The sequence below is a fragment of the Pseudomonas sp. Larv2_ips genome (assembly GCF_963879675.1).
Classification (GTDB): domain Bacteria; phylum Pseudomonadota; class Gammaproteobacteria; order Pseudomonadales; family Pseudomonadaceae; genus Aquipseudomonas.
Map to the genome: position 1 here is coordinate 1692343 of NZ_CAWOAW010000027.1, position 22783 is coordinate 1715125.

Below are 22783 nucleotides of genomic sequence, written 5' to 3' on the forward strand. Positions count from 1 at the left end.
ATGCGAAATGAAAGTATGTTTCCGGCCTAGGGAGTACCTGGCCCGTTTCGGTACGTTGTACTTGCCTGTTAGAAAACTGCCACCGTCCCTTCATTCGGTGGCAGTATTGTTGTTCGGTTTGATCAGCAGTCTCGGCGTGCAGGCCGCTGACCCTCCCGCACCTGCCCAACAGTTGCTATTGCAGCAGGACCGCGAGCGAGCGTTGCGCGAGCAACTTGAGCCGTCGCCGGATGTGCGCCTTGAGGCGCAGCCCTCATCCTCCGCCGGGGTTTTGCTCGAGAAGCGCGAATCCCCCTGTTTCCTGATTCGTCAGGTCGTCTTGAACGGCGAGTTGGCTGAAGATTTTCAATGGGCACTGCGCAGCGCCGATCCCAAAAATGACCCGGCCACCGGTCAATGTCTAGGTGCCCAAGGCATCAACCTGACGATGAAGCGAATCCAGAATGCAATCATCGAGCGCGGGTTTGTCACGACACGCGTGCTTGCACCGCCTCAGGATTTAAACAGCGGTGTGCTGCAACTGACCCTGATTCCGGGGCGCATTCATTCCATCCGCTTCGCCGAAGGCACCTCTACCCGAGCCAATGCCTGGAACGCGGTGCCTGCCAAAACAGGTGACCTGCTGAACCTGCGTGATCTTGAGCAAGCGTTGGAAAACTTCAAACGCGTGCCCACGGCTGAGGCGGATATCCAAATCGCCGCGGCCCAGGGGATGGACGCAAAGCCGGGCGACAGTGACTTGGTTATCGCGTGGAAACAGGCACTTCCCGTGCGTTTGAGCGTGTCGGTAGATGATTCGGGAACCGATGCCACAGGTAAATACCTGGGTTCGGCTTCGGTGTCGTTGGACAACCTGCTGAGCCTGAACGATTTGTTCTACGCCAGCTTCAACCACGACTTGGGCGGGGGGGACGCGGGTAATCGTGGTTCCAAGGGCCATACCTTGCACTACTCTGTCCCCTACGGTTATTGGCTGTTTGGCGTCACGTCCAGCGAGTATGACTATCACCAGACGGTCGCTGGGGCCAACCAGACTTACAAGTACACCGGAGAAAGCAAAAACAACGAGATCAGCGCGTCTCGCTTGCTGTATCGCGATGCCGTGCGCAAAACCACGCTCAAGCTCAGTGGCTGGACGCGCACTTCGCAAAACTATATCGACGATACCGAGATCGAAATTCAGCGCCGACGCATGGCAGGCTGGGCGCTGGGGCTGAGTCATCGGGAGTTCATCGGTACCGCCACGCTCGATCTGGGCACCAGCTATCGCCGGGGCACAGGTGCGCGCAACGCAATCGCTGCGCCTGAGGAGGCGTTTGACGAAGGGACCTCGCGTTCGCAGATCATCAACGCCGACGCGCAATTTTCCGTACCGTTTGGCCTTGCCACGCAGCGCTTGCGTTACACCGCGGCCTGGCGTGCGCAGTGGAACCGCACGGCGTTGGTGCCGCAGGATCGTTTCTCGATCGGCGGGCGCTACAGCGTGCGCGGGTTTGACGGTGAAAACATTTTGTCGGCCGACCGTGGTTGGCTGGTGCGTAACGACCTCGGCCTGGCGCTGGGCAACTCCGGGCAGGAGACCTACCTGGGTGTTGACTACGGCAAGGTGGGCGGCCCTTCAAGCCAATACCTCATTGGTGATCATCTGGCCGGGTACGTGGTGGGGTTGCGCGGTGGCTACCGGCAAGTGTCTTACGACGTGTTTGTCGGTCAACCGATCAGCAAACCCAAGGGCTTCGAGACTGCCAGTACCACGGCAGGTTTCAGCCTGACGTGGTCGATGTGAGGGTTTGCCATGCAACTCGATAACCTTGAGCTGATCGCCCCGGCGTTCAGCGAAAAGCCATGGAACGAGGCCCAGGCGCTGGGTGCCGCCGTATGGCTGTGGATGCACTCGGCGAGCCATCGCGATGTGCCGCTGCACACCCTGAACGCGCTGCTGTTGCCAGCTATTGCCAACCGCCAGTTCATCATCGGCTACGAATCGGGGCGCCCGGTGTTTTACGCCGCCTGGTGTTGGTTCAGCGTCGAGGCCGAGCAGCGCTATGTGCAAAATCCTGCCATCAGCCTGCCTGCGCACGACTGGAACAGCGGCGAGCGACTGTGGTTCCTGGACTGGGTGACGCCTTTTGGTCACAGCGCCCGCCTTGCACGCTTAGTGCAGCGCCATTTGTTTGCCGACAGCCGGTTCAGCGCTCTGTATCACCGGGGCAACGAGCGCGGGTTACGGATCAAGCGGTTTCAAGGTGCTGCTCTGGCGCGCTTGAAGTGGCCGATCGCGGCCGTTGCCCGCCAATCGTAGTACTTGTCGCATTTTAGAGCTTTCAAGACACAGGGATCGTCATGAACAAACACCTCTACAGGATCGTTTTCAACAAAGCCCGTGGCCTGCTGATGGTAGTGGCCGAAAACGTGCTGGGCAGCAAAAAAGCCTCAGGCACCGGGATCGGTGTCGCCCCTGTCGTCTTGAATACTGTGCTGACACTGCTTCCCCTGCGGTTCTCATTGATGGCGGCGTTGGGCTTGATCACATTGGCCTCGCCGCTGGCCTGGGGCGATATTGTGGCTGACCGTGGCGCTGCGCCCGGCCAGCAACCGGTGATTATCAACGCCGCAAACGGTGTGCCCCAAGTCAACATTCAGGCCCCGAGTGCGGCAGGGGTGTCACGTAACACCTACAGCCAGTTCGACGTTAATGCCCAAGGCGCGATCCTCAACAATGCGCGCACCAATACCCAAACTCAGCTGGGTGGCTGGATCGAGGGCAATGCGCATTTGGCCGGCGGTACGGCGCGGGTGATCCTTAACGAGGTCAACAGCAGCAACCCCAGCCAATTGCGTGGTTACATCGAAGTCGCCGGTGACCGAGCCCAGGTGGTGATCGCCAACCCGTCGGGCATCGCCTGTGACGGCTGTGGTTTTATCAACGCCAACCGTGCCACCTTGACCAGCGGCAGTGCGCAGATGCAGGACGGCCAATTGCAAGGCTACCGCGTTGAAAGCGGCAAGGTGGTTATCTCCGGCAAGGGCCTGGACGCATCGCAGACCGACTTTACCGATGTCATCGCACGCTCGGTCGAGGTCAATGCCGGTATCTGGGCCAAAGACCTGCGGGTGACCAGTGGCGCCAACCAGGTCAATGCCGACAATACCCAGGAGACGGTCATCAACGGTTCCGGCGATAAGCCCCAGGTCGCCATTGACGTGGCGCAGCTGGGTGGCATGTATGCCGGCAAAATCAAGTTGGTGGGTACCGAAGCCGGCCTGGGCGTGCGCAATGCCGGGCAAATAGGTTCGAGTGCCGGCGATGTGGTCATCAGCGCCGACGGGCGCCTGGGCAACAGCGGGCAAATCAGCAGCAGTCAGAACCTGCAGGTGGACAGCCAGCTGGGCATCGATAACAGCGGTTCGCTGTACAGCAAGGGCGCCGCGACGCTGTCCAGTCGTGGCGATATCAACAACCAAGGGGTGGTGGCTGCGCAGCAGGACTTGACCCTGACCGCCCAAACCATCGACAACGCCAGCAAGTCGATATTGGGCGCAGGTGTGGCAGCTGACGGCGCGGTCAGTGGCAATGGCGCACTGCGCGTCAGCGCCAGCCAGACGCTCAAGCACCAAGGCTCGGCGATTGCTGCCGGGGATCTGCAGTTGAGCGCCGAGAACCTTGACCTCAATGCGAGTAAGACCGCTGCGCACAATGTCATGCTCACTGCTCGCACGGGCGGCGCTGACTTAAGCGGTGCAGCGTTGGACGCGACAGGGACGTTGAGCACAGCGGTGCGACAAACCCTGACCACCGACAGTGCCAAAATCAACACCGAAGGTGTGCAATTGGCCGCCGGCAGCCTGTCCAACCGCCAAGGTGAAATCGTCCAGGTCGGCAAGGGCGCCACGGTGATTGCTGTGTCCGACCGCCTGGATAACACCGAAGGACGCATCGCCAGCAATGCGACCGACGTACGCCTTTCGGCGGCGCGCCTGTCCAATGCCAAGGGCAGGATCGAGCATGCCGGCACGGGCAGCATGACCCTTCAGGGCCAGGCGCTGACAGGTGCCCAAGGCAGCCTGCAGAGCAATGGTCTACTGCAAGTCACCGTTGCCGACGCGGTACTGGACGGCGCCACCACCGTAGCCCGGCAGATTCAAATCGACGCCAACCAACTGTCCAATCGGCAGGGGAACATCCTGCAGACCGGCGCCGGCACGATGCGCATCAACACCCTGGGCCTGCTGGACAACACGGGCGCCACGGTGGCCAGTGACAGTGATATCAGCCTGACGGCTGATCGCTTGCTCAATCAGGGCGGCACGGTTCAGGCGGCAGTGGCCGGCAACCTCAAGGTCACCGCGCATACGCTGTTGGACAACCGTGCAGGCACCCTGGCCGCAGCCAAGGGCGCGCAGTTGAGTAGCGGGCAGTTGCTCAACGCGCAAGGCAAGATCACAGCAGGCGACAGCCTCACGCTGTCCGGCGGGCAGGTGAGCAATGACCACGGCACGCTGGCGGCCATCGGCGCACTCAGTGTCAGCGCCGACGCACTGAGTAACCGCCAGGGCACCGTGGGTTCGGTCGGTGGGCCGCTGGTGCTGGCGGTGAGCCAGGGCGCGTTCGATAACAGCGGCGGTGTGGTGCAGGCCCAGCAAGGCGTGACGATTACCAGCCTGGGTCTGAATAACGACGATGGGTTGATCAGTGGCGCGGCCTTGTTGCTCGACAGTGCCGGGCAAGGCCTGTCAAACCAGCGCGGCGCCATAATCGGCAGCGGCACCGTGGACCTGCGCAGTGGTGAGCTGAAGAACCAGGCCGGGCTTATCCAGGGTAGCGGTGCGATCACACTCGACACCCATGGGCAAACGTTGACCAACACTGATTCGGGCAGCGCCAATGGCATCCTCGGGCAGGCCGGTATCACGCTGCGCACCGGCAACCTGAACAACAGCGCCGGCTTTATCGGCAGCAAAGGCGACGTGGCGATCCATGCCGCGCAGGTCGATAACCTCAACGCCGGTATACTCAGCAGTGAAAAGAGCCTGCTGCTGACGGCTGATGGCCTGAGCAATCGCGGTGGCCAGTTGCAGAGCCTGGGTAACGCGCGGCTGGACATCGGCAGCGGTCGCCTCGATAACGTCGGCGGTCTGCTGCGTGCCGGGGGCACCTTGACGGTCGATGCAGGACAGTTGGATAACCAGCAGACCCAAGGGAGCAACCAGGGTGTGGAGGGGCAGTCGTTGGCCCTGAACCTGGCGCAGTTGCTTAACCGCTCGGGTGCCCTGCGTGCCGACCAGTTGCTGACCGTCAACAGTGCCGGGCAGTTGGATAACAGCGCGGGCCTGATCTCGTCGAGCAAGCAAGTGTCAATCCGCGCCGACCAAGCGCTGCTCAACAGTGCCGGTACCGTGATCGCCGGAGAACGGCTCGGCCTGACCAGCGCGAGCCTCAGCGGCGATGGACGCGTGTTGAGCCTGGGCGATATCAGCCTCAACCTGGCTTCGGGGTTGGTCAATACCGGCAAACTGCAAGCCAACGGTAATCTTGAGCTGACCCTGCAAGGCATGCTCGATAACCAGGGTGGCGTTCAGGCCGGCAAGCAATTGCGGGTCTTGAGCGATAGCGTTGAAAACCGCGCCAACGGCGAGATCAGTGCCGCGCAAGTGACCCTCGATGTGGCGGATACCCTGAACAACCGTGGCTTGATCGATGCCCAGATCACCCGGATCAATACCCAGGTGCTCAACAACCTGGGCAGCGGCCGTATTTATGGTGATCACTTATCCATTGCGGCGGGGCAACTGACCAATGATGTGGAAGATGCCCGCGCGGCTGTGATCGCCGCGCGCGAGCGCCTCGACATTGGCGTCGGGACGCTGGTCAACCGTGAGCACGCCATGCTTTTCAGTGCCGGTGATCTGTTGATCGGCGGCGCGCTGGATGCCCAGGGCCAGGCCACCGGCCAGGCCGGGCTGGTGCGTAACGCCAGCGCAAGCATCGAAGCCCTCGGCGGGCTGAGCCTTAACAGTGCCGAGTTGCGCAATACCAACGAACACTTCAGCACCCAAGTGGTTGAGGTCAGCCGCGAAGGCGTCCAGGAGTTCCAGCACACTGGCTCTGCCAATCGTTATCGCCCTGACCAGATCTCACTCTACAACGACGAAGTCAGCCACTTGGTCAGCCCCGAGGGCGTGGCCGATAACTACAACCGCTACGACTACACCCGCACTATCACCCAGACGCAGATCCTCACCTCGGACCCGGGTGAAATCCTTTCCGGCGGCTCAATGCTGCTGACCGCCAATTCGGTGTTGAACGACAAGAGCCGGATCATCGCCGGCGGCACCTTGGTGGGCACTATCGGACAGCTCAACAACACCGAAGTCCCCGGGCAGCAGACTGTGACGGACAGCGGCACATTCAGTCATCTGTATCGCATCCATCGCAAAGGGCGCGACCGCCAGGGCAACTCCACAGCCGCCTACAACCCGGCAGCCAGTGTCACAGATATCTTCCTGCAGCCCACCCAGTACCTGGAAAATACCGCCCAAACCGGCAGTGGCCTGCAAGTCGGTGCACGCCTGACCAGCAGTGTCGACCAGGCCGCCGTCGGTGCCGGCGCTGCCACCGTGAACGTGGGCAATGGCCGTGCGTCGGCCCCGGTCCTGGAGGTGCCGGCCTTGCAAGCTACTGCGGCGGGCGGCGTCGGCGAGTCGATACGCACTGGCGGTGTCAGTGTGCAGGTGCCGGACAATAGCCTGTTCCACCTCAACCCTCAGGCAAACCCGAACTACCTGGTGGAAAGCGACCCGCGTTTCACCAGTTACCGCTCTTGGTTGTCGTCCAATTACATGCTCGATCGGCTCCAACTCGACCCCGGCCTGACCCTGACGCGCCTGGGCGATGGTTTCTATGAGCAGAAGCTGATCCGTGAGCAGATCGCCCAACTGACCGGGCGGCGCTTTCTGGATGGCTACGCCAACGACGAGACCCAGTACCGGGCGCTGCTGGACAGCGCGCTGACCTACGCCGGAAAGTGGAGCCTGGTGCCCGGTGTGGCACTCAGTCCTGAACAAATGGCGCAATTGACCAGTGACATCGTGTGGTTGGTCAAAAAAGACGTGACCCTCGCCGATGGCAGCGTGACCCAGGCATTGGTGCCGCAGGTGTATGTAAGGGTGCGCGACGGTGACCTGGACGGTTCCGGCGCGCTGATGGCGGGTAACGTGGTGGACCTCAATCTGCAAGGCGACCTGGTCAACAGCGGCACGATTGCCGGGCGCAGCGTACTGGCGATTTCCGCCGACAGCATCCAGAACCTGGGCGGGCGTCTGTCCGGCGCCGAGGTAGAAGTGAAGGCTCGCACTGACTTGAACAACCTCGGTGGCTTGATCGATGCCGGCACGCGCCTGAACGCAGTCGCCGGTCGCGACATCAACCTGGTTTCCAGCACGCGCGACACCCAAAGTGCCCAGGGCACCGCGACCGGGATATCACGGGTTGCCGGACTTTTTGTGTCCGATGCCAAGGGTGAACTGGTAGCGAATGCCGCGCGCGACATCAACCTCAGTGCGGCGCAGATCGTCAGCTCGGGCAAAGACGGCAAGACCACGGTGGTTGCAGGCCACGATATCAACTTGGGCACGGTGACCCAGAGCCGCGAGCAGAGTGTGCAATGGAATTCCAGCAACTGGCGCAAGGACGCCAGCCGCACCGATACCGGCAGCGTGATCCAGGGTGAAGGCGAGGTCCGCCTGGTCGCAGACAACGACCTCAATGCCCGTGGCGCGAAAGTCACCAGCGAGCAGGGTGGGGTCACCGTTGCCACAGGGCGTGACGTCAATCTCGGCACCAGCCAGAGCTACAACTTTGTCGATGAAGCCCACAAAGTCACCGGCAGTAATAGCCTGTTCTCCAGCAAGACCACCACCACCCGTGACACGGTCAGTGAGACCCGCGCCCAGGCCACCACCCTCAGTGGCGAGACGACGTGGGTCAAGGCCGGCAACGACGTGAATGTGCGCGGCAGCAACGTGGTCTCTACCAGCGGTACGACCTTGTTGGCCGGGCACGATGTGAATGTACTGGCCGCCACCGATCAGCTCAGCGAGCAGCATTTCAAGGACGTCAAGCAAAGCGGGTTGTTCAGCGGCGGCGCAATCGCGGTGACCATCGGCAGCCAGCAACGCAGTGACAAAAACCGCACCGACAGTGAAACGGCGGCCGCCAGCACCATCGGCGCCACCGACGGCAGCGTGAACATTTTGGCCGGCAATACGTATCGCCAGGTCGGCAGCCAATTGACGGCGCCCAAGGGCGATGTGGACATTGCGGCGCAGCACGTCAATATCCTTGAGGCTCGCAACCAGCAACACATCAGTCAGGAGACCAAATTCAAGCAAGGCGGCCTCACGATTACCGTGACTAACCCGGTGATCGAAGCCGTGCAGACCGCTCAGCGGATGAAAACCGCTTCCGACCGTACCGACGATGGCCGGCTAAAAACCCTGGCGCTGGTCAATACCCTGATGGGAGCCGGCAACGGCTATATCCAGTACGACAAAGACCCGGCCATGGCGGGGGGCATCAATATCAGCATTTCGGCAGGCACCAGTAAGAAGGAGAGTAAAAGCGAGCAGACCTCCAACTCGGCGGCCGGCTCGTCGGTATTGGCCGGTGGCGATGTCAACATCACTGCTGCAGGCGCCGGCAAGAACAGTAACCTCACGGTGCAAGGCAGTCAGATCACCGCCAGGCATGATGTAAATCTCAAGGCCGACGGCACAATCGCCTTGCTCGCCGCGCAAAATACAGTGGAGCAGCGCAGTACCGAGAAGGGCAGTAATGCCAGCCTGGGGATCGGTATTGCTATCGGCAGTTCGACCAACGGTATCAGTTTCAACGCAGGTGCTTCCCAGAACCGCGGCAAGGCCGACGGCAATGACGTGGTCTGGAGCAACACCCACGTGGATGCGGGTAATAAAGTCTCGCTCGACTCTGCAGGCGATACCCGGCTCAAGGGAGCGGTGGTCACCGGCAAGCAAGTCACTGCCGATGTGGGCGGTGATTTCAGCGTCGAAAGCCTGCAGGACACCAGTACCTACAAGGCCAAGCAAACCAGCCTCGGCGTGGGCGTGAGCATCTGCGTGCCGCCGTTCTGCATCGGTTCATCGAGCTTCACGCTGAGTCAGAACAAAGGCATCCAGAAATCCAACTTTGAAAGCGTCACCGAGCAGAGCGGCATTCGGGCTGGCGACGATGGCTTTGATATCCGCGTCAAAGGCAATACCGACTTGGTGGGCGGCGTGATTGCCAGCAATGACAAGGCGATCGCCGAGGGCAAAAACAGCCTGAGCACTGGCTCATTGACCACCTCCAACCTGCACAACAGCGCCAAGGCGAGTGCGGACAGCAGCGGGTTCACCCTCAGCAGCGACTTTGTCGGCCAGGGCATGTACGGCGCTAGTAAGGCTTTGTTCAGCAATTACCTGGATGCGGGAAAAGCCTCGGATTCATCCCAGGGCAATACCCTGAGCGCGGTGAGTGCGGGCAATATTCTGATTACCGATGCCTATCGCCAGCAACAGCTGACCGGGCGTGATGCCAACCAAACAGTGGCCGGGCTCAACCGTGATACCGCCCATTCCCATGTTGGCGCCGGGCGCCAGGATCTGGACAAACTGCAACGCACCGCCGAGGCGGAGCAGTCGATCAAGAATGAAGCCTATCGCCAGGGGGTGCAGTTTACCGATGAGGCGTACCGTACGATGTTCAAGACGGCGCCCCAGATGTATGCCGTGGATATGGATGATCAGGGCAATGTCGACAGAGGTGCGGACACGAAACCGCAGTTCCGGGAGGTTGAGGGTGAGGAGCGGGATAACCTGCAACCCGACGCTAACAACGTGGTCAACGTGGCCCTCAACGGGATTTTCAACGACGCGCAGGCAGCGGCGAAATACGCCGCTCAGCATCGCGACCCAGATGCTACAGGGCCACAATATTTCCTATGGTTTCCGACAGCGGGTAATCGAATGTCAGAGCTGCTGGTTGCCGGCTATCAGAAGGCAATGGACAACGACTTCTGGGGCTTGACCAACTACACCGAAGCCGCTCGGGAAATCCAGCTCAAGTACGGTGCCACCGGTTTGCATTTGACTGAGCACAGCCGCGGCACCATGACCGGCGGCAACTCGCGAGACTCCATTGCTAATTTGCCTAATGCTGCGGGTCTGCTCAGCAAGACCACGGTGTATAACTTTGGCGGAGCGTTCAATGTCTATCGCGCCGATGAACAGCTGGCCTATCTGCAAAACCGCAACGCCGTCACCGACCCTGTCGAACGGGCGAACATGGTCCTCAAATATGAGGTCCACAACTACGATCCGGTTGGCCGGTTGTTCTTCATGGGCAACAACCCGGGCACCGGCGGGGTGATCCCTGAAGGCAGTACCTATCTCAAGGAACTAATCAACGTCTTCAACGGTGCCACTACGATGCACAGTTGTTATGGCAGTGGTGAGTCTGCCTGCACGAGGTATTGGCCTGACATGAAAGAAATGAAGCCGGTGCTGGTGCCTGTCAGCCCTAGAAAATAAGGAAACCTAGAATGTGGCTTAAACCAGTTGCACTTGCAGTCATGCTGCTACCGCTCGTCACGGCCTGTTTTGCCACGCCGTTTCAGCCACCCACTGATGAAGTGGAGCTATGGAAGAAACCGGGTGCGAACAGCCAGGAGGTGTTCGCTTCGATGTTGGCGTGCGGTTCAAAAAACCGATCAGGCATTGATCCCAAGGCCACGCTCCAGCAGAAAGCAGAACGCTTCGAGTGTATGAAGCGTGCAGGCTACACCCGCAGTGACGGTTTTGATCTCTGTGCGCTGGACACCCGGCATGAGCTCAAGGCCTGTGCGTCCGCACGTTGAAGGCACAAAAAATAGGATTTTCCATGAGAGCGTTTCTGATAGCGGGTCTGGCTTTTGCCGTGAGCGGCTGCGGCAATATTGCCAATATCCGGGCTTACTCCACGGCCTATGTCGAACCCGCCTCAGGTGATACCGCGCGTTTGCGCGTAATCACCAATGGCATGGCGCGCGGCGTGCCGGGCCGCGATTGCATCGACTGGCGTGTCCCCGGCGCCGGGGTGATGGCCGTGTCCGAATCCGGCTTTGCGGACAAGAATAATGGTCGCAGCCTGGGCATGCCCGAGAGCAACCGCCGGGTGGAAGGACAAGATCTGGCGCGTACCGAACTCAAAGTGCCGGCGGGCAAGCCTTTCGCCATGAACTTCCAGAGTGAAGGCCACGTTTCCGCCGGATATTCCTATAGTTGCCGGCAAACCTTTCGTTTCACCCCAAAGGCGGGTCAGGACTATGAGCTGGTCCTGTTGGACGGTGGCCAGTGCCTGGTCGCGTTGCAGCGCTTAAACCCAGCTGGAAAACCTGAAAGTGAGCCTGTTGAGAAGGCAGGGCTGTGTAGAGCACTGGATGCCTTTTAGCTCAGCGTATTCAGAATTCCAGCGACAGGTGGCTATCCGGATATTGCGGATAGTTCAAACCTAAGCGTGAGCCGAATCAATGCGCATCGGGGGCGTGGCCTTTAGCCGACTTGACATACCAGGCGTATCCAAGAGGCAGAGAAGTGAGCCAGCTTGCACTTGCGGAGGAGGCAAGCTGGGCGAAACCAGAACCGAGTTGGTCGTCCGCTTTTGGCCGGTTGATTTCTGTCACGAGGGGCTGCTACCGACCTGAAGAGGTTTCAACGAAGTTTCGCCGACGTACTACGGTGTCCTTTTAGATGGCAATTCAGGTGTAATCGGCAAGCCCGCTCTGAGGATTTAAGCCCCATGACTGACCGCTTGGTGTCAAGCTATCCTGACGTACACCGTACTTTCGATGCTCTAGAACCGGCCGAGAAAACGCGGGTGGCTACTCGTATCGTTCTCTGGGCGGTTGATGAGGTAGGGGGTGACTCTAACGAGGTCGCTGAACTGTTGTCGTGTGGAGGTCGGGCTCGACTTGAGACTATATGCGCTCAAATGGAGGAACAATATTTCTATCTGCTGGAGCGCGACGACGACGGATCTTTTGCTTGGTTTTGCAAGGCCCGCGCATATAGTGCTAGCGTGTTCCTTGCCCGTGACGAACTTGACGACGCGGTCTATGAATCGATTTTCGCGACTGATAAACCGTTCCAGGTCAGTGATTTCTTGTGAAAGCGTTGTGCAGTGTGAGCAACGAAAATCTGTCGATGACCACTTTCGACCCATTGCGAGCATTCGAAGGAGCCAACAGAATCGGGGGGCCTCTTGTTGTGAGGTGACGCATGGTGAGGATTGAAGTATCTGAAGAAGCCGACTGGACGCTTTGACGTCCCTCAACTAAGCGCTAAGCAAGGTAGGTTTCGCGATGAAAAGCTGGATAGCTAATACGAAAGTTAATGCACTGTAAGGGGCTAGCTCTCAAAAATTTGATGGCGTGATGCTTAGGCGGGCCCTTATAGAATACTGCGACAGATATCAAAAAATTTACCCTTTGAAATTCTGGAAGATCCACTTGAGTTTCTGAAAAACAACGTAAATTCAGATGATGAATATAGGGAAATGCGAGCGCTTCTCAGGATTGCAGCTGAAGAATACTGCGTTAGTTTAAACGAGATAGCCGATGCTCTTCTTGACCTGATAGATACGCGCATCCTTTCCACGGACCAAGCAAAGAAAATCATCAGCCACGTTTTCGAAGCATTTTCCTGCAATGAAAGCCCCGAAGATTTCATTCCAAGAGAGGATGCCTACTTGTGCAAAAACCTATTTGCGATTACCTCCAGTTAGCAAATGGTTGAAACCTCTAGCCTGGCTCACAATGACTGGCGCCGATTGGCGCAACTAGATACTCACCTCGGGACACTTTTGGGCCTTGATGACCGGCTGCTTCTGGCCGAAAGCAGCCCCTTTCCACGCTAACCGGTCTACCATGGCATCCCCCGGCAGTGGCCCATGCGCTTCCGATCATTTTTTTATCAAGGTATCGCCATGTCCATCGACCAAATCTCCCTCCCTAAAGGCGTAGGCCCTCACGCCATCAAGCTGCTCGACGCCATCACCGGCGCTTCCACCCACGAAGAACTCAACCGCGCTGGCGGCAAGGCTGAAGGGTTTGTGTTGGGGCTGGAAGCCACCAAAGCCATCAAAAGCCAGATCGCCGAGTCGTTGTATGTGGCTTATGACGATGCGGCGAGTAACCGCGCGGGTGAGTTGAAGGGTTAAGAACCGGCAATGCAGGACGTTGCGCGCGCAGGTCGGTAAACTGGGCGCCTTTTTATTTCTCAGGATGAGGCTGTCATGTTCAAAGTTGCTCTTGCGTCACTGCTGCTGGCGTGTGCCTTCGGCGCTCAAGCGGATACGACTGTTGATGTGTCAAAGATTTACGGCAACATCAAGTTTGTCAGTAGCTTCCCGGACTATAAGGTCAAGGTGGTAAACAGTTTCCCTGACCTTAAGGTAAAACAGGTGAGCAGTTTTCCCGATTCGGCCGGGAAGTGGAAAACAGTCGAGAGCTTCCCCGACTACAAGATCCAGATTGTTGACTCCTTTCCAGACTTCACCATTCAGTACGTTGATTCGTTCCCTGGGGTTAATTGAAGGCAGCGCCCTCAGCGGCGCTGCGGTGGGCTGTTGGTCAGCCAGTGCAAGGCGCTTCACGGTCGAGCAATTTGGCCGTGAGCAGCACGCCCAGTTCGCTCAGTTGGTGAATGGCCAGGGCGATGTCGCGGTGTTTGCCGCACAGGTCTTCGGACAGGTCGAGCAGCAGGGTGCTGACGCTGGTGAAGGTTTCGTAGCTGTTGGTGATGAGGGTTTCGGTGCTGGCGTCGGGGACGACGGTGAAGAGGGTGGTTGAGTCTGTTGTGACATTAGCCATTGTTAAGTTCCTTGCTTGGGCTACAACCTCATCGCTACTAAACGAAAAGGCGGTGGCTGTACGCAGGTTAGTAGACCGGTGGAACCTAACAAAACCGGCGCACCCGAGGGTGCCCTACGCACAGCCACCATCAAGCACAGACGAGAACGCCTGACAGATGAAGCTTGTGCACTTGTTAGGTTAAACCGTGGGCTACTAAACCCGATCACTGAACATTCAGCGACCGAGCCACCTTAGAGACGGCCACCCCAGCGCACAAGCCGGCGGATTCTGACGCACGCGTAGGCAATGGGGCAAGGTGCTGCGGGCCGTTCGCAACTCCCCAGGCTGAGGAAACTGCTTTGTGGCGAGCAGGCTTGCCCTGCGTTGGGGTGCGAAGCGGCCCCTCCAAACAGGCGACCGAGTTTTACTGTTGGACCAGCGGCGGCTGGGTTGGGAGCGCTGCGCACTCCAACGCAGGGCAAGCCTGCTCGCCACAGGAAGTCTTCAAGCCACAAGAAGTCTTCAAGACACAACAGGTCTTCAAGCCACAACAGGCCTTCAGCCACAGCAAGTCTTCAATCCACAACAGGCTTTCAAGCCACAACAAGTCTTCAAGCCACAACAGGCCTTCAGCCACCGCAAGTCTTCAATCCACAACAGGCCTTCAAGCCACAACTAGCCTTCAAGCCACAAAAGGCCTTCAAGTCACAACTAGCTTTCAAGCCACAGCAGGCCTTCAACCCACAACAAGCCTGCTTGCCACCACCGCGCCGGGTTAGAACGCCTGGTTCACCCCAACACCACGCATGATCGAAAACCGTGGGTCGATCAGCTTCAGCGTTTGCTCGCCCTTCAAGCGCCCGACTACCACGTGGTAGGTCTTTGGCGCTTCGGAGAGGTTTTCCGGGTTGCGGGCCAGTTTTTCAATCGCCGGGGTGTTGGCCCAGTCGGCGATGGTTTTCTGGCGAATGTCGACGGTCACCACCCAGGATTTGTCCACGGCGGCGCCCATGGGGTTGGTGTTGGCGGCAATGTTCTGGACCTTGGCGATTTCATAGCCCTGGGCGTAGCAGAACCCGGATTCCTGCTGCACGTAGGCGGCGCGGCCGGCGTCGGTGAGGGTGTAGGTTTTGTCGCTTTTGGCCAGCAGGCCGGCGTTGGTCAGCGCATCGAAGGCCGGCTGGTTGGCGCTGGAGGTACCGCTCATGACGCTGTCACTCAAGGTCACCGGGAAGCTGTTGAACATCGCCGCCTTTACGCAGGAAGCCCCTTCCAGCCTGGGTTGCAGCGCGGCTTGAATGTCGGCGTCCGATGGGCTGTCGCTGCACGCGGTGAGCAGCAACGCGGCGGCGGTGATGAGGGCCATTTCTCTGATTCGCATCGTTTTATCCTTGACGATTGGTAGCGGGCGGGCAAAGTGTATAGAAATATTGCTGTCACGAAACCCTCCCGCCAGTCGTGTAGGGTCGGTGGCTTGAGCCGCACTGAACAGCCAAGGATTAACCATGACATTGACCGTCAATACCCTGCTCGAACTGGCCATGGCCAACCCCATCAACGCCCAGATCACCGCGCGCCTGCCCGACCTCGGTGTGGAGCAGTGCATGCTCACGGCGGGCTGCCTGTTCCAGGCCGTATGGAACCATCAGTCAAACTTGCCTGCGGCTCAGGGCGTAAAGGACTACGACGTCTTTTACTTCGACACGGATCTGTCCTACGAAGCTGAGGACAAAGTGATCCGCGCCGCCGAACGTTTATTTGAGGATTTGGGCGTTAACGTCGAGGTCAAGAACCAGGCGCGGGTGCACCTGTGGTACGGCGAGCGCTTTGGTCGGCCTTACCCACAGCTGCACTCGGCTAAACAGGGCGTGGACCGCTACCTGGTGGCCGGTACGTGCATCGGGCTGGAGATCGACACGGGCGAAGTGTATGCGCCCTATGGCTTAGCGGATGTGGAGCAGGGCGTATTGCGGATTAACCCGCTGCACCGCGAGCCTGAATTGTTCGCCGCCAAGGCCCGCAGTTATCAGGCGCGCTGGCCTTGGCTGAAGATCGTTGCGCCGGATGATTTGTGAACTTTTACCGACTCCCCATACGTCCTATCTTCAAATGAACCCTGAGAGTGGATAGCCCATGATCTTCCTGATTTTCCTCATCGCCTGCGGCGCGGCCGCCAGTACCGGTGTTATTTTCAAGCCCGGCCAGTGGTACGAAAGCCTGGTAAAACCCAGCTTCACCCCACCCAACTGGCTGTTTCCGGTGGCCTGGACGGTCATCTATCTGCTGCTCGCCTGGGCGGGCTATCGCCTGACGATGATCCCCGGCAGCCAATTGGCCCTGGGCTTGTGGGCGGCGCAGATTGCGCTGAACACGCTGTGGACGCCGGTGTTTTTCGGCGCGCATAACCTCTTCGCCGGGATGGTGGTGATTGTGCTGCTGTGGCTGGTGGTGGCGGCGTTGGTGGTGATGGCGTTGCGGTTGGACTTGATCACCGGGTTGATTCTGTTCCCCTACCTGGCGTGGCTGAGCGTGGCGGCGGCGTTGAATTTCTCGATTTTGCGGAACAATCGCTGATGGCCTACACACCGTGGCCTGCCAGCGAGCCTGAGCTGGCGCAGATGCGCGACTTCAACAAGAAGCTTGCCTGGATGCCGCGCTTTAAAATCCGCAACCGCGTCACGCCGCGTGTGATTCAGGCGCTGTTGCGGGTCAGCCAAACGCTCAAGAAAGCGCCGCCGGCAGAAACCCGCATGGTGGGCGCAGTGCCCGTGCGTATTCTGCGGCCGGCAGGCAAAGCCAAAGGCGTGTTACTGGATATCCACGGCGGCGGCTGGGTGATCGGCAATGCGCAGATGGACGACGACCTGAACCTGGGCATGGTGCAGGCGTGTGGCGTGGCAGTGGTGTCGGTGGATTATCGGCTGGCGATCGACACGCCGGTTGAGGGGCTGATGGAGGACTGCCTGAATGCTGCGCGCTGGCTGCTCAGCAGTGACGAGTTTGCCGACTTGCCGGTGTTTGTCGTGGGTGAGTCAGCCGGTGGGCATCTGGCGGCGGCAACCTTGCTGGCGCTTAAGCAATGGCCGGATCTGCTCAAACGTGTGCGCGGTGCGGTGTTGTACTACGGCGTATACGACTTGACCGGCACACCGAGCGTGCGCACGGCGGGGCCGCAGACATTGTTGCTGGACGGGCCGGGAATGGTCGAAGCGCTGCGCATGCTCACGCCGGGATTGAATGATGAGGAGCGTCGGCAGCCACCCTTGTCACCGCTGTATGGCGACCTTACGGGGTTACCGCCAGCGTTGATGTTTGTCGGCGAACTCGACCCGTTGCTGGACGACACGCTGCAGATGGCTGAACGCTGGGGCGCGGCTGCGCAGGTTGAGGCACACCTGTTGCCGGAATCAGCCCACGGGTTTATTCATTTTCCGGTGGCGATGGCAGATGGCGTACTTGCTTACAGTCGGGGGTGGATATCGGCGAGGATCCAGGCGGTATTGGATTACAGCCATTAGCCATTCGAGCCACACGGCGCTCGCTTTATCTTCCGACGTCAACATCTGGATCTGCGGTCATGAACACTCGTCTTCACTCACGACGCCTTCCAGCGTGAAGTCCTGAAAAGTGAAGACAGAGTGGGTGATATCTTTCCGATTCTCCTACAGGCCGCGTAACCTCTGACACCCCGATTTTCAGACTCTCGCAAGGACGCACACGTGACCATTTCCCATCCAGTCGTAGGGCTATCGGCATTTTTGCTGGTGGCGGGTGTTCAAGCCGCCGAATACAACTTCTCGTTTGATGTGCCCTACGGGCAGTACGAGCGGCAATTCAAAATGAAGACCCCAGGTGACGGCACGTTGAACTGCACGGTGTTCATCGAAAAAGAATACCGGGGCGAGAAGTGGGTGCCGGCAGTGATTCTGGCGGCTGCCGAAGACGATGCCGAGGACGACACGCTGTTTCTGTCCAGTTCTACCGAGCCAAACGGCGGGCCTCGCACGTTCCACCTGCGCACGTTCAATCAGGCGAAGCCGGTCATCGACAAGACGCTGTGGCAGGCCCCCGATGAGAAGGGCGTGTATAAGCTCGCCGTGTCGTGGTATGCCAATGGCGCCATCGGTTATCAGTACGGCGTCTATGCGAGTTGGCAAGAGAAGCAGTTCGTCGAGAAGCCAGGTTTTTCCACTCGCCATGTCAGCGTCCATGCGTCGGGCGTGAAGGGCTCTGCTTTGTGCTACGTGCAGACTAAATGACACTGAGCATGTGGGTTGGGAACTTAAAAGCTGATCGATAAGTCAGGTTAATCAGTTGCTCCTTTCCCTCATCAGGACCTCACCATGCGCGAATACACCCTGAACTACCTGTTCAACGACGAGCCCCGCACCCACGTGTTTGAACTCAAACAGCCTGAACTGCCCCTGCACGAGGCGGCGATGCATTTACTGCAATTGCATTTTGGCGATGCGGAGAATGGGTTGATCCTGCCGCCTGCGGATGCGACGCCTGAGGAGATTCTGGAGCAGGCGCAGGTGGTAGGGATCAGTCAGATCAGGGTTGTATGAACGAGCGACCGGTCATTCAGGATGTGACCTGCGACGACATTCCAGCAGTGCTGGACTTTGTCCTTGAGGCTCGCAGCGAGCTTTTCCCCAAGCTCAGCGCAGCCGGCATGCCGGATGATCTGGCGCGATTTGAAGCGGTGTATGTTCATGGCGACGGCCAGTTTTTGATCGCCCGCGTCGATGGCCAGATTGTTGCGGCCATCGGCTATGTGCCCTACGACGGGCGCTTCTCCCAGTTGAATTACCAGGGCCTCAAGACGGTGGAGGTGGTGCGCCTGTTTGTGGCGCCGGCGTCGCGCCGATTCGGGTTGGCGGGTGAGTTGTACGGCGCGCTGGAGGCGAAGGCGCGGGGGGAGGGGGCGGAGATGGTTTACCTGCATACTCATCCGTTTCTTGCTGGGGCGATTGATTTTTGGCTTCGGCAGGGGTTTGAGATTGTTGATGTCGAGGCGGATCCGGTTTGGCGGACGACGCATATGCAGCGGTCGCTGTAGCGCTGGCGGCTGGGGTTTTTTGGGGGGGGGTGAGTGGATATCCGTGATTGGGGGGTGGCTGAGAGGGGTTCCGCCCTTACGGCGGGTCACTTTGGAAAAGCCCCAAAGTAACCAAAGGGCTCTTGCCCCACCACTCGGCACCTCGCTTAGGCTCGGTGTGCCCTCACGCAGGCTTTGGAGCGTGGGCCGCCGCGATGGGCCATCCATGGCCCAACACGGCTAAACCGGCGTCCTGCCGGTTTACCCACGCTCCTAAACCTGCGTTCGGCCAGCGTGGTTTAACGGGGCGCCTAAGATCAAAATCAAAAGCAGATCAAGATCAAAAGCAGAGCACGGCGGCCTAGTAGCCGACCTGAGTGGTTAGATCAAAAGCGCAAGCGAGGCGGCCTGACAGCCGACCTGATGTTGGATGCTGAACTCAATCAAGGGTGGGAGCTGGCTTGCCTGCGATGGCATCAACCCGGTGTACCTGACACACCGAGGTGCCTGCATCGCAGGCAAGCCAGCTCCCACAGAAAAGCAAAGCAGTGCTGCACTGGCAGATGAACGCGGTCAAACTGTGGGAGCGGGCTTGCCCGCGAAGGCGGCAGGTCAGCCGACTGACATGTCACTGACACACCGCCATCGCAGGCAAGCCAGCTCGCACAGAAAAGCAGATGTGCTTGTGCTCTGCTGCTTCGAGGACGCCTGACAGCCGACCTGATCTTGAAGGCTGAACTCAATCAAAGGTGGGAGCTGGCTTGCCTGCGATGGCATCAACCCGGTGTACCTGACACACCCAGGCGCCTGCATCGCAGGCAAGCCAGCTCCCACAGAAAGGCAAAGCAGTGCGGCACTGGCAGATGAACGCGGTCAAAGCCAGCTCCCACAGAAAAGCAAAAGCAGTGCGGTGGTGGCGGTCTGTACTCGGTCAAACTGTGGGAGCGGGCTTGCCCGCGAAGGCGGCAGGTCAGCCGACTGACATGCCTCTGACACACCGCCCTCGCAGGCAAGCCAGCTCCCACAGTTGATTGGTGGTGTTGTTAAGGGCCGCGGTCAGCTCATCAGTTCGAGCGCAACCGCAGGATCTGCGCGCCGTCAAACGGGTCTGTCAGGTAGTGCGCCTGTACCCCGAATGTCTCTTGCAATCGCTGCGGCGTCAGCACCTCCAGTGGCGGGCCCAGCGCCACCAGCCGCCCGCGGTCCAGCACGGCCAGGCGATCGCAGGTCAGTGCCTGGTTGAGGTCATGCAGCGCAATCAAGGTGGTCACCGGCAGGGCCTGCACGCCCTTCAAGATCGCCAGTTGATGCTGGATATCCAGGTGATTGGTCGGCTCATCCAGCAACAGAATCTGCGGCCGTTGCGCCAGGGCGCGGGCGATGTGCACGCGTTGGCGTTCGCCGCCGGAAAGGCTGCGCCACGCGCGTTTGCTCAGGTGGGTGGCGTCTACGTCGTGCAGCGCCTGACCCACAATGGCGTCGTCTTCGTCAGACCACGGGCTCAGCGCCGACAGCCAGGGCGTGCGGCCCAGCGCTACGGCGTCGAACACGCGGATGGCATCGTCGGTATCAGCCTGCTGCTCCACCACGGCCAGTTGCTGCGCGATGGCGCGCCGGGATAGGCGGCCCAAGTGCTGGCCGCCCAACAGCACTTCACCGGACGCCGGTGCACGCAAACCGGCCAGCAGTTTGAGCAGGGTGGACTTGCCGGAACCGTTCGGCCCGACAATGCCCAAGGTTTCACCTTGCTGAACGTCCAAGTGGATATCGCGCAGCAACTCGGCATCGCGCACTTTGAACCCCAGGCCCGTGCAACTGAGCACCGTCATCGCGCATTCCTTCGGCCGATCAGGATCAGCGCAAACACCGGCGCGCCGACCAGCGCGGTGACCACGCCGACCGGAATCACCTGGCCCTTGATCAGCGTGCGCGAGAGTACGTCGGCGGCGATCAAAAACAGCGCACCGCCCAAGGCGCTGGCCGGCAGCAGCCGTGAATGCCCGGTACCGACCAGCAGGCGCACGGCATGCGGAATCACCAGCCCGACAAAGCCAATGGAGCCGACAATCGACACCATCACCGCCGTCACCAGCGCCGCGCAGCCCACCAGCACAAACTGCACCCGGCGCACTGGAATGCCCAGCGAGGCCGCCGAGTCGGTGCCGAAGGTGAACGCGTCCAGCGCGCGGCGGTGCCACAGGCACACCGCCAGGCCTGCGACGGTCACCGGCACCGCCAGCCACACCGACGGCCAGCGCACCCCGCTGAGGTTGCCCAGCAGCCAGAACATGATGCCGCGTGCCTGCTCGGAGCTGGCGGACTTGGTGATCAGGAACGCGGTGAGGGCGTTGAACAGCTGTGACCCGGCGATGCCGGCGAGGATGATCTGGCCGGTGCCGCTCGCCGAGCCGCTGGCGCGCGCCAGCAGAATCACCAGCGCAAAGGCCGCCATGGCGCCGACAAACGCGCCTGCCGACAGCGAAACCAGCCCGCCGCCGACGCCGATCAGTGCCACCAATACCGCGCCGGTCGAGGCGCCGGCGCTGATGCCCAGCAGATAAGGATCGGCCAACGGGTTACGCAACAACGACTGCAAGATCACCCCGCACGTGGCCAACCCGGCACCGCACGCGGCGGCGACCAGGGCGCGGGTCAGGCGGTAGTTCCACACCACGCCTTCGTCGATCGGGTCGAGCACGTAACCGGCTGCCCACAGTTTGTTGGCAAGCACCTGCAACACCACCTGCGGCGCGATGGCGGTTTCGCCGATGGCCACGCCGGCGAGCACGGCGAGCAACAGCAGCGCCAGGGCGAGAAGGGTACGCATCATTTGCGCAGGTCGTAGCCGTCGATGGCGCCGGCCAGCTGTTCCAGGCCATCGAACGTGCGCACGCTGGCCTGCAATGCCAGGGCGTCGAGGATGATGATGCGGTTGTTTTTCACTGCGTCCATGTTGCGCGTCACCGGGTCACTGCGCAGGAACGCGAGTTTCTTTTCATGGTCGTCGGCGGGGTAGCGGCGCCGGTCCATGCGCGCGATCACCAGGAAGGTCGGATTGGCCTTGGCGATGGTCTCCCAGCCGACGGCGGGCCACTCTTCATCGGACTGCACCACGTTGTGCAGGCCCAGGGTTTGGAGCATGAATTCGGGCACGCCCTTGTGGCCGGCCACGTACGGGTCGCTGGCCATTTCCGAGCTGGAGAACCACACCAATGCGCTGGCCTGCTTGAGGCCTTTGCTGTGGGCGGTGGCGATGGATTTGGCCAAGCGCGCCTTGAGTTCGTCGTTCAATTGTTGGCCGCGCGCCTGTACGTCGAAAATCTCGGCCAGTTGGCTGATGCTTTTATAGACGGTCTCGACGCGAAACGGCTCCAGCCGCGTGCCGTCGGCGCCCACCAGGTTGTCCTTGGCTTCGCAGTCGGAGGGCAGCAGGTAGGTGGGGATTTTCAGCTCGTGAAACTGCTCGCGGGTGCCGACCACACCTTGCGGGCCCACCACCCATTCCAGCTCGGCGGCCACCAGCTGCGGGCGCTTGGCGATCACCGCTTCGAAGCTGGGTTCGTTGTTGGCCAGGCGCTCAATGGCGTCGTTCTGCGCCTTGTATTGTGGCAATACGTTGTTGAACCACAGCGAGGTGCCGACCACTTTGTCGCCGACGCCCAGGGCGTAGAGCATTTCGGTGGCGGCCTGGCCGATGGTCACCGTGCGCGCAGGCGCCTGCTCAAAGGTCAAGGTGCTGCCGCAGTTCTGCACCGTCAGCGGGTAGTGAGTGGGCGCCGCTTGGGCCAGGGCACAAAAGCCCAAGGCGGTGATCAGGGCAGTAACGCGTGGCAGCATCGGGCAATCTCCGGGTAAA

The 22783-nt window shown here is 60.1% G+C and carries 19 protein-coding genes; 14 read left to right on the top strand and 5 right to left on the bottom strand.

Annotated elements, in window-relative coordinates; translation table 11 throughout:
* The first annotated feature begins 7 nt into the window (after positions 1-7).
* The 8 genes from AACV02_RS24590 to AACV02_RS24625 all read left to right on the top strand — a co-directional run bounded on the left by AACV02_RS24590 (position 8) and on the right by AACV02_RS24625 (position 13627).
* Complete coding sequence (locus AACV02_RS24590) at positions 8-1786, top strand: ShlB/FhaC/HecB family hemolysin secretion/activation protein (protein ID WP_242195283.1); 1779 nt, start codon at positions 8-10, stop codon at positions 1784-1786.
* 9 nt (positions 1787-1795) lie between these two features.
* Positions 1796-2302 (top strand): toxin-activating lysine-acyltransferase, encoded by a 507-nt coding sequence (locus AACV02_RS24595; protein WP_078827813.1) that lies wholly within the window; start codon positions 1796-1798, stop codon positions 2300-2302.
* A gap of 41 nt (positions 2303-2343) precedes the next feature.
* Complete coding sequence (locus AACV02_RS24600; protein ID WP_119742566.1) at positions 2344-10587, top strand: two-partner secretion domain-containing protein; 8244 nt, start codon at positions 2344-2346, stop codon at positions 10585-10587.
* Positions 10588-10598: 11 nt separating this feature from the next.
* On the top strand, positions 10599-10913 hold the full coding sequence (locus AACV02_RS24605) for a hypothetical protein (protein WP_119742569.1): 315 nt from the start codon (positions 10599-10601) through the stop codon (positions 10911-10913).
* Positions 10914-10936: 23 nt separating this feature from the next.
* Complete coding sequence (locus tag AACV02_RS24610; protein ID WP_119742571.1) at positions 10937-11485, top strand: hypothetical protein; 549 nt, start codon at positions 10937-10939, stop codon at positions 11483-11485.
* Between the two features lie 348 nt (positions 11486-11833).
* Positions 11834-12202 (top strand): hypothetical protein, encoded by a 369-nt coding sequence (locus AACV02_RS24615; RefSeq protein ID WP_119742573.1) that lies wholly within the window; start codon positions 11834-11836, stop codon positions 12200-12202.
* An 816-nt stretch (positions 12203-13018) separates the two neighbouring features.
* Complete coding sequence (locus AACV02_RS24620; protein WP_106576648.1) at positions 13019-13252, top strand: hypothetical protein; 234 nt, start codon at positions 13019-13021, stop codon at positions 13250-13252.
* A 75-nt stretch (positions 13253-13327) separates the two neighbouring features.
* Positions 13328-13627 carry a hypothetical protein gene (locus tag AACV02_RS24625; protein ID WP_017136894.1) on the top strand — a complete coding sequence of 100 codons (300 nt, stop codon included), beginning with the start codon at positions 13328-13330 and terminating at the stop codon, positions 13625-13627.
* 37 nt (positions 13628-13664) lie between these two features.
* Here the strand turns inward: AACV02_RS24625 and AACV02_RS24630 are convergent, their stop codons facing one another.
* Entirely contained in the window at positions 13665-13904 is a 240-nt protein-coding gene (locus AACV02_RS24630) for a DUF6124 family protein (protein ID WP_157986861.1), read from the bottom strand.
* Positions 13905-14661: 757 nt separating this feature from the next.
* Positions 14662-15267: a hypothetical protein gene (locus tag AACV02_RS24635; protein WP_177413710.1), complete on the bottom strand. Its 606-nt coding sequence runs from the start codon at positions 15265-15267 to the stop codon at positions 14662-14664.
* A 124-nt stretch (positions 15268-15391) separates the two neighbouring features.
* On the opposite strand from AACV02_RS24635, the gene AACV02_RS24640 reads away from it, so the two are divergent.
* The 6 genes from AACV02_RS24640 (at position 15392) to AACV02_RS24665 (ending at position 18948) form a co-directional block, all read left to right on the top strand.
* Positions 15392-15961, top strand: coding sequence for a nucleotidyltransferase family protein (locus AACV02_RS24640; protein WP_119742581.1), 570 nt, complete (start codon positions 15392-15394; stop codon positions 15959-15961).
* A 58-nt stretch (positions 15962-16019) separates the two neighbouring features.
* Entirely contained in the window at positions 16020-16460 is a 441-nt protein-coding gene (gene tspO / locus AACV02_RS24645) for a tryptophan-rich sensory protein TspO (protein WP_106576651.1), read from the top strand.
* Positions 16460-17404 carry an alpha/beta hydrolase gene (locus tag AACV02_RS24650; protein ID WP_119742583.1) on the top strand — a complete coding sequence of 315 codons (945 nt, stop codon included), beginning with the start codon at positions 16460-16462 and terminating at the stop codon, positions 17402-17404. The genes tspO and AACV02_RS24650 overlap by 1 nt, the downstream gene beginning before the upstream one ends.
* A 201-nt stretch (positions 17405-17605) precedes the next feature.
* Entirely contained in the window at positions 17606-18145 is a 540-nt protein-coding gene (locus AACV02_RS24655; protein ID WP_119742585.1) for a hypothetical protein, read from the top strand.
* A gap of 84 nt (positions 18146-18229) precedes the next feature.
* Positions 18230-18454 carry a hypothetical protein gene (locus AACV02_RS24660; protein ID WP_106576654.1) on the top strand — a complete coding sequence of 75 codons (225 nt, stop codon included), beginning with the start codon at positions 18230-18232 and terminating at the stop codon, positions 18452-18454.
* On the top strand, positions 18451-18948 hold the full coding sequence (locus tag AACV02_RS24665) for a GNAT family N-acetyltransferase (protein ID WP_119742587.1): 498 nt from the start codon (positions 18451-18453) through the stop codon (positions 18946-18948). Before AACV02_RS24660 ends, AACV02_RS24665 begins: the two co-directional genes overlap by 4 nt.
* A 1043-nt stretch (positions 18949-19991) precedes the next feature.
* Here AACV02_RS24665 and AACV02_RS24670 read toward each other — a convergent pair.
* From AACV02_RS24670 to AACV02_RS24680, 3 genes are read right to left on the bottom strand one after another with little or no spacing between them, the layout of a single operon-like run.
* A complete protein-coding gene (locus AACV02_RS24670; RefSeq protein WP_119742589.1) occupies positions 19992-20756 on the bottom strand; it encodes an ABC transporter ATP-binding protein in 765 nt (254 codons plus the stop codon).
* Complete coding sequence (locus AACV02_RS24675; protein ID WP_119742591.1) at positions 20753-21757, bottom strand: FecCD family ABC transporter permease; 1005 nt, start codon at positions 21755-21757, stop codon at positions 20753-20755. Before AACV02_RS24675 ends, AACV02_RS24670 begins: the two co-directional genes overlap by 4 nt.
* A complete protein-coding gene (locus tag AACV02_RS24680; protein WP_119742593.1) occupies positions 21754-22764 on the bottom strand; it encodes an ABC transporter substrate-binding protein in 1011 nt (336 codons plus the stop codon). Before AACV02_RS24680 ends, AACV02_RS24675 begins: the two co-directional genes overlap by 4 nt.
* Between the last annotated feature and the right edge of the window lie 19 nt (positions 22765-22783).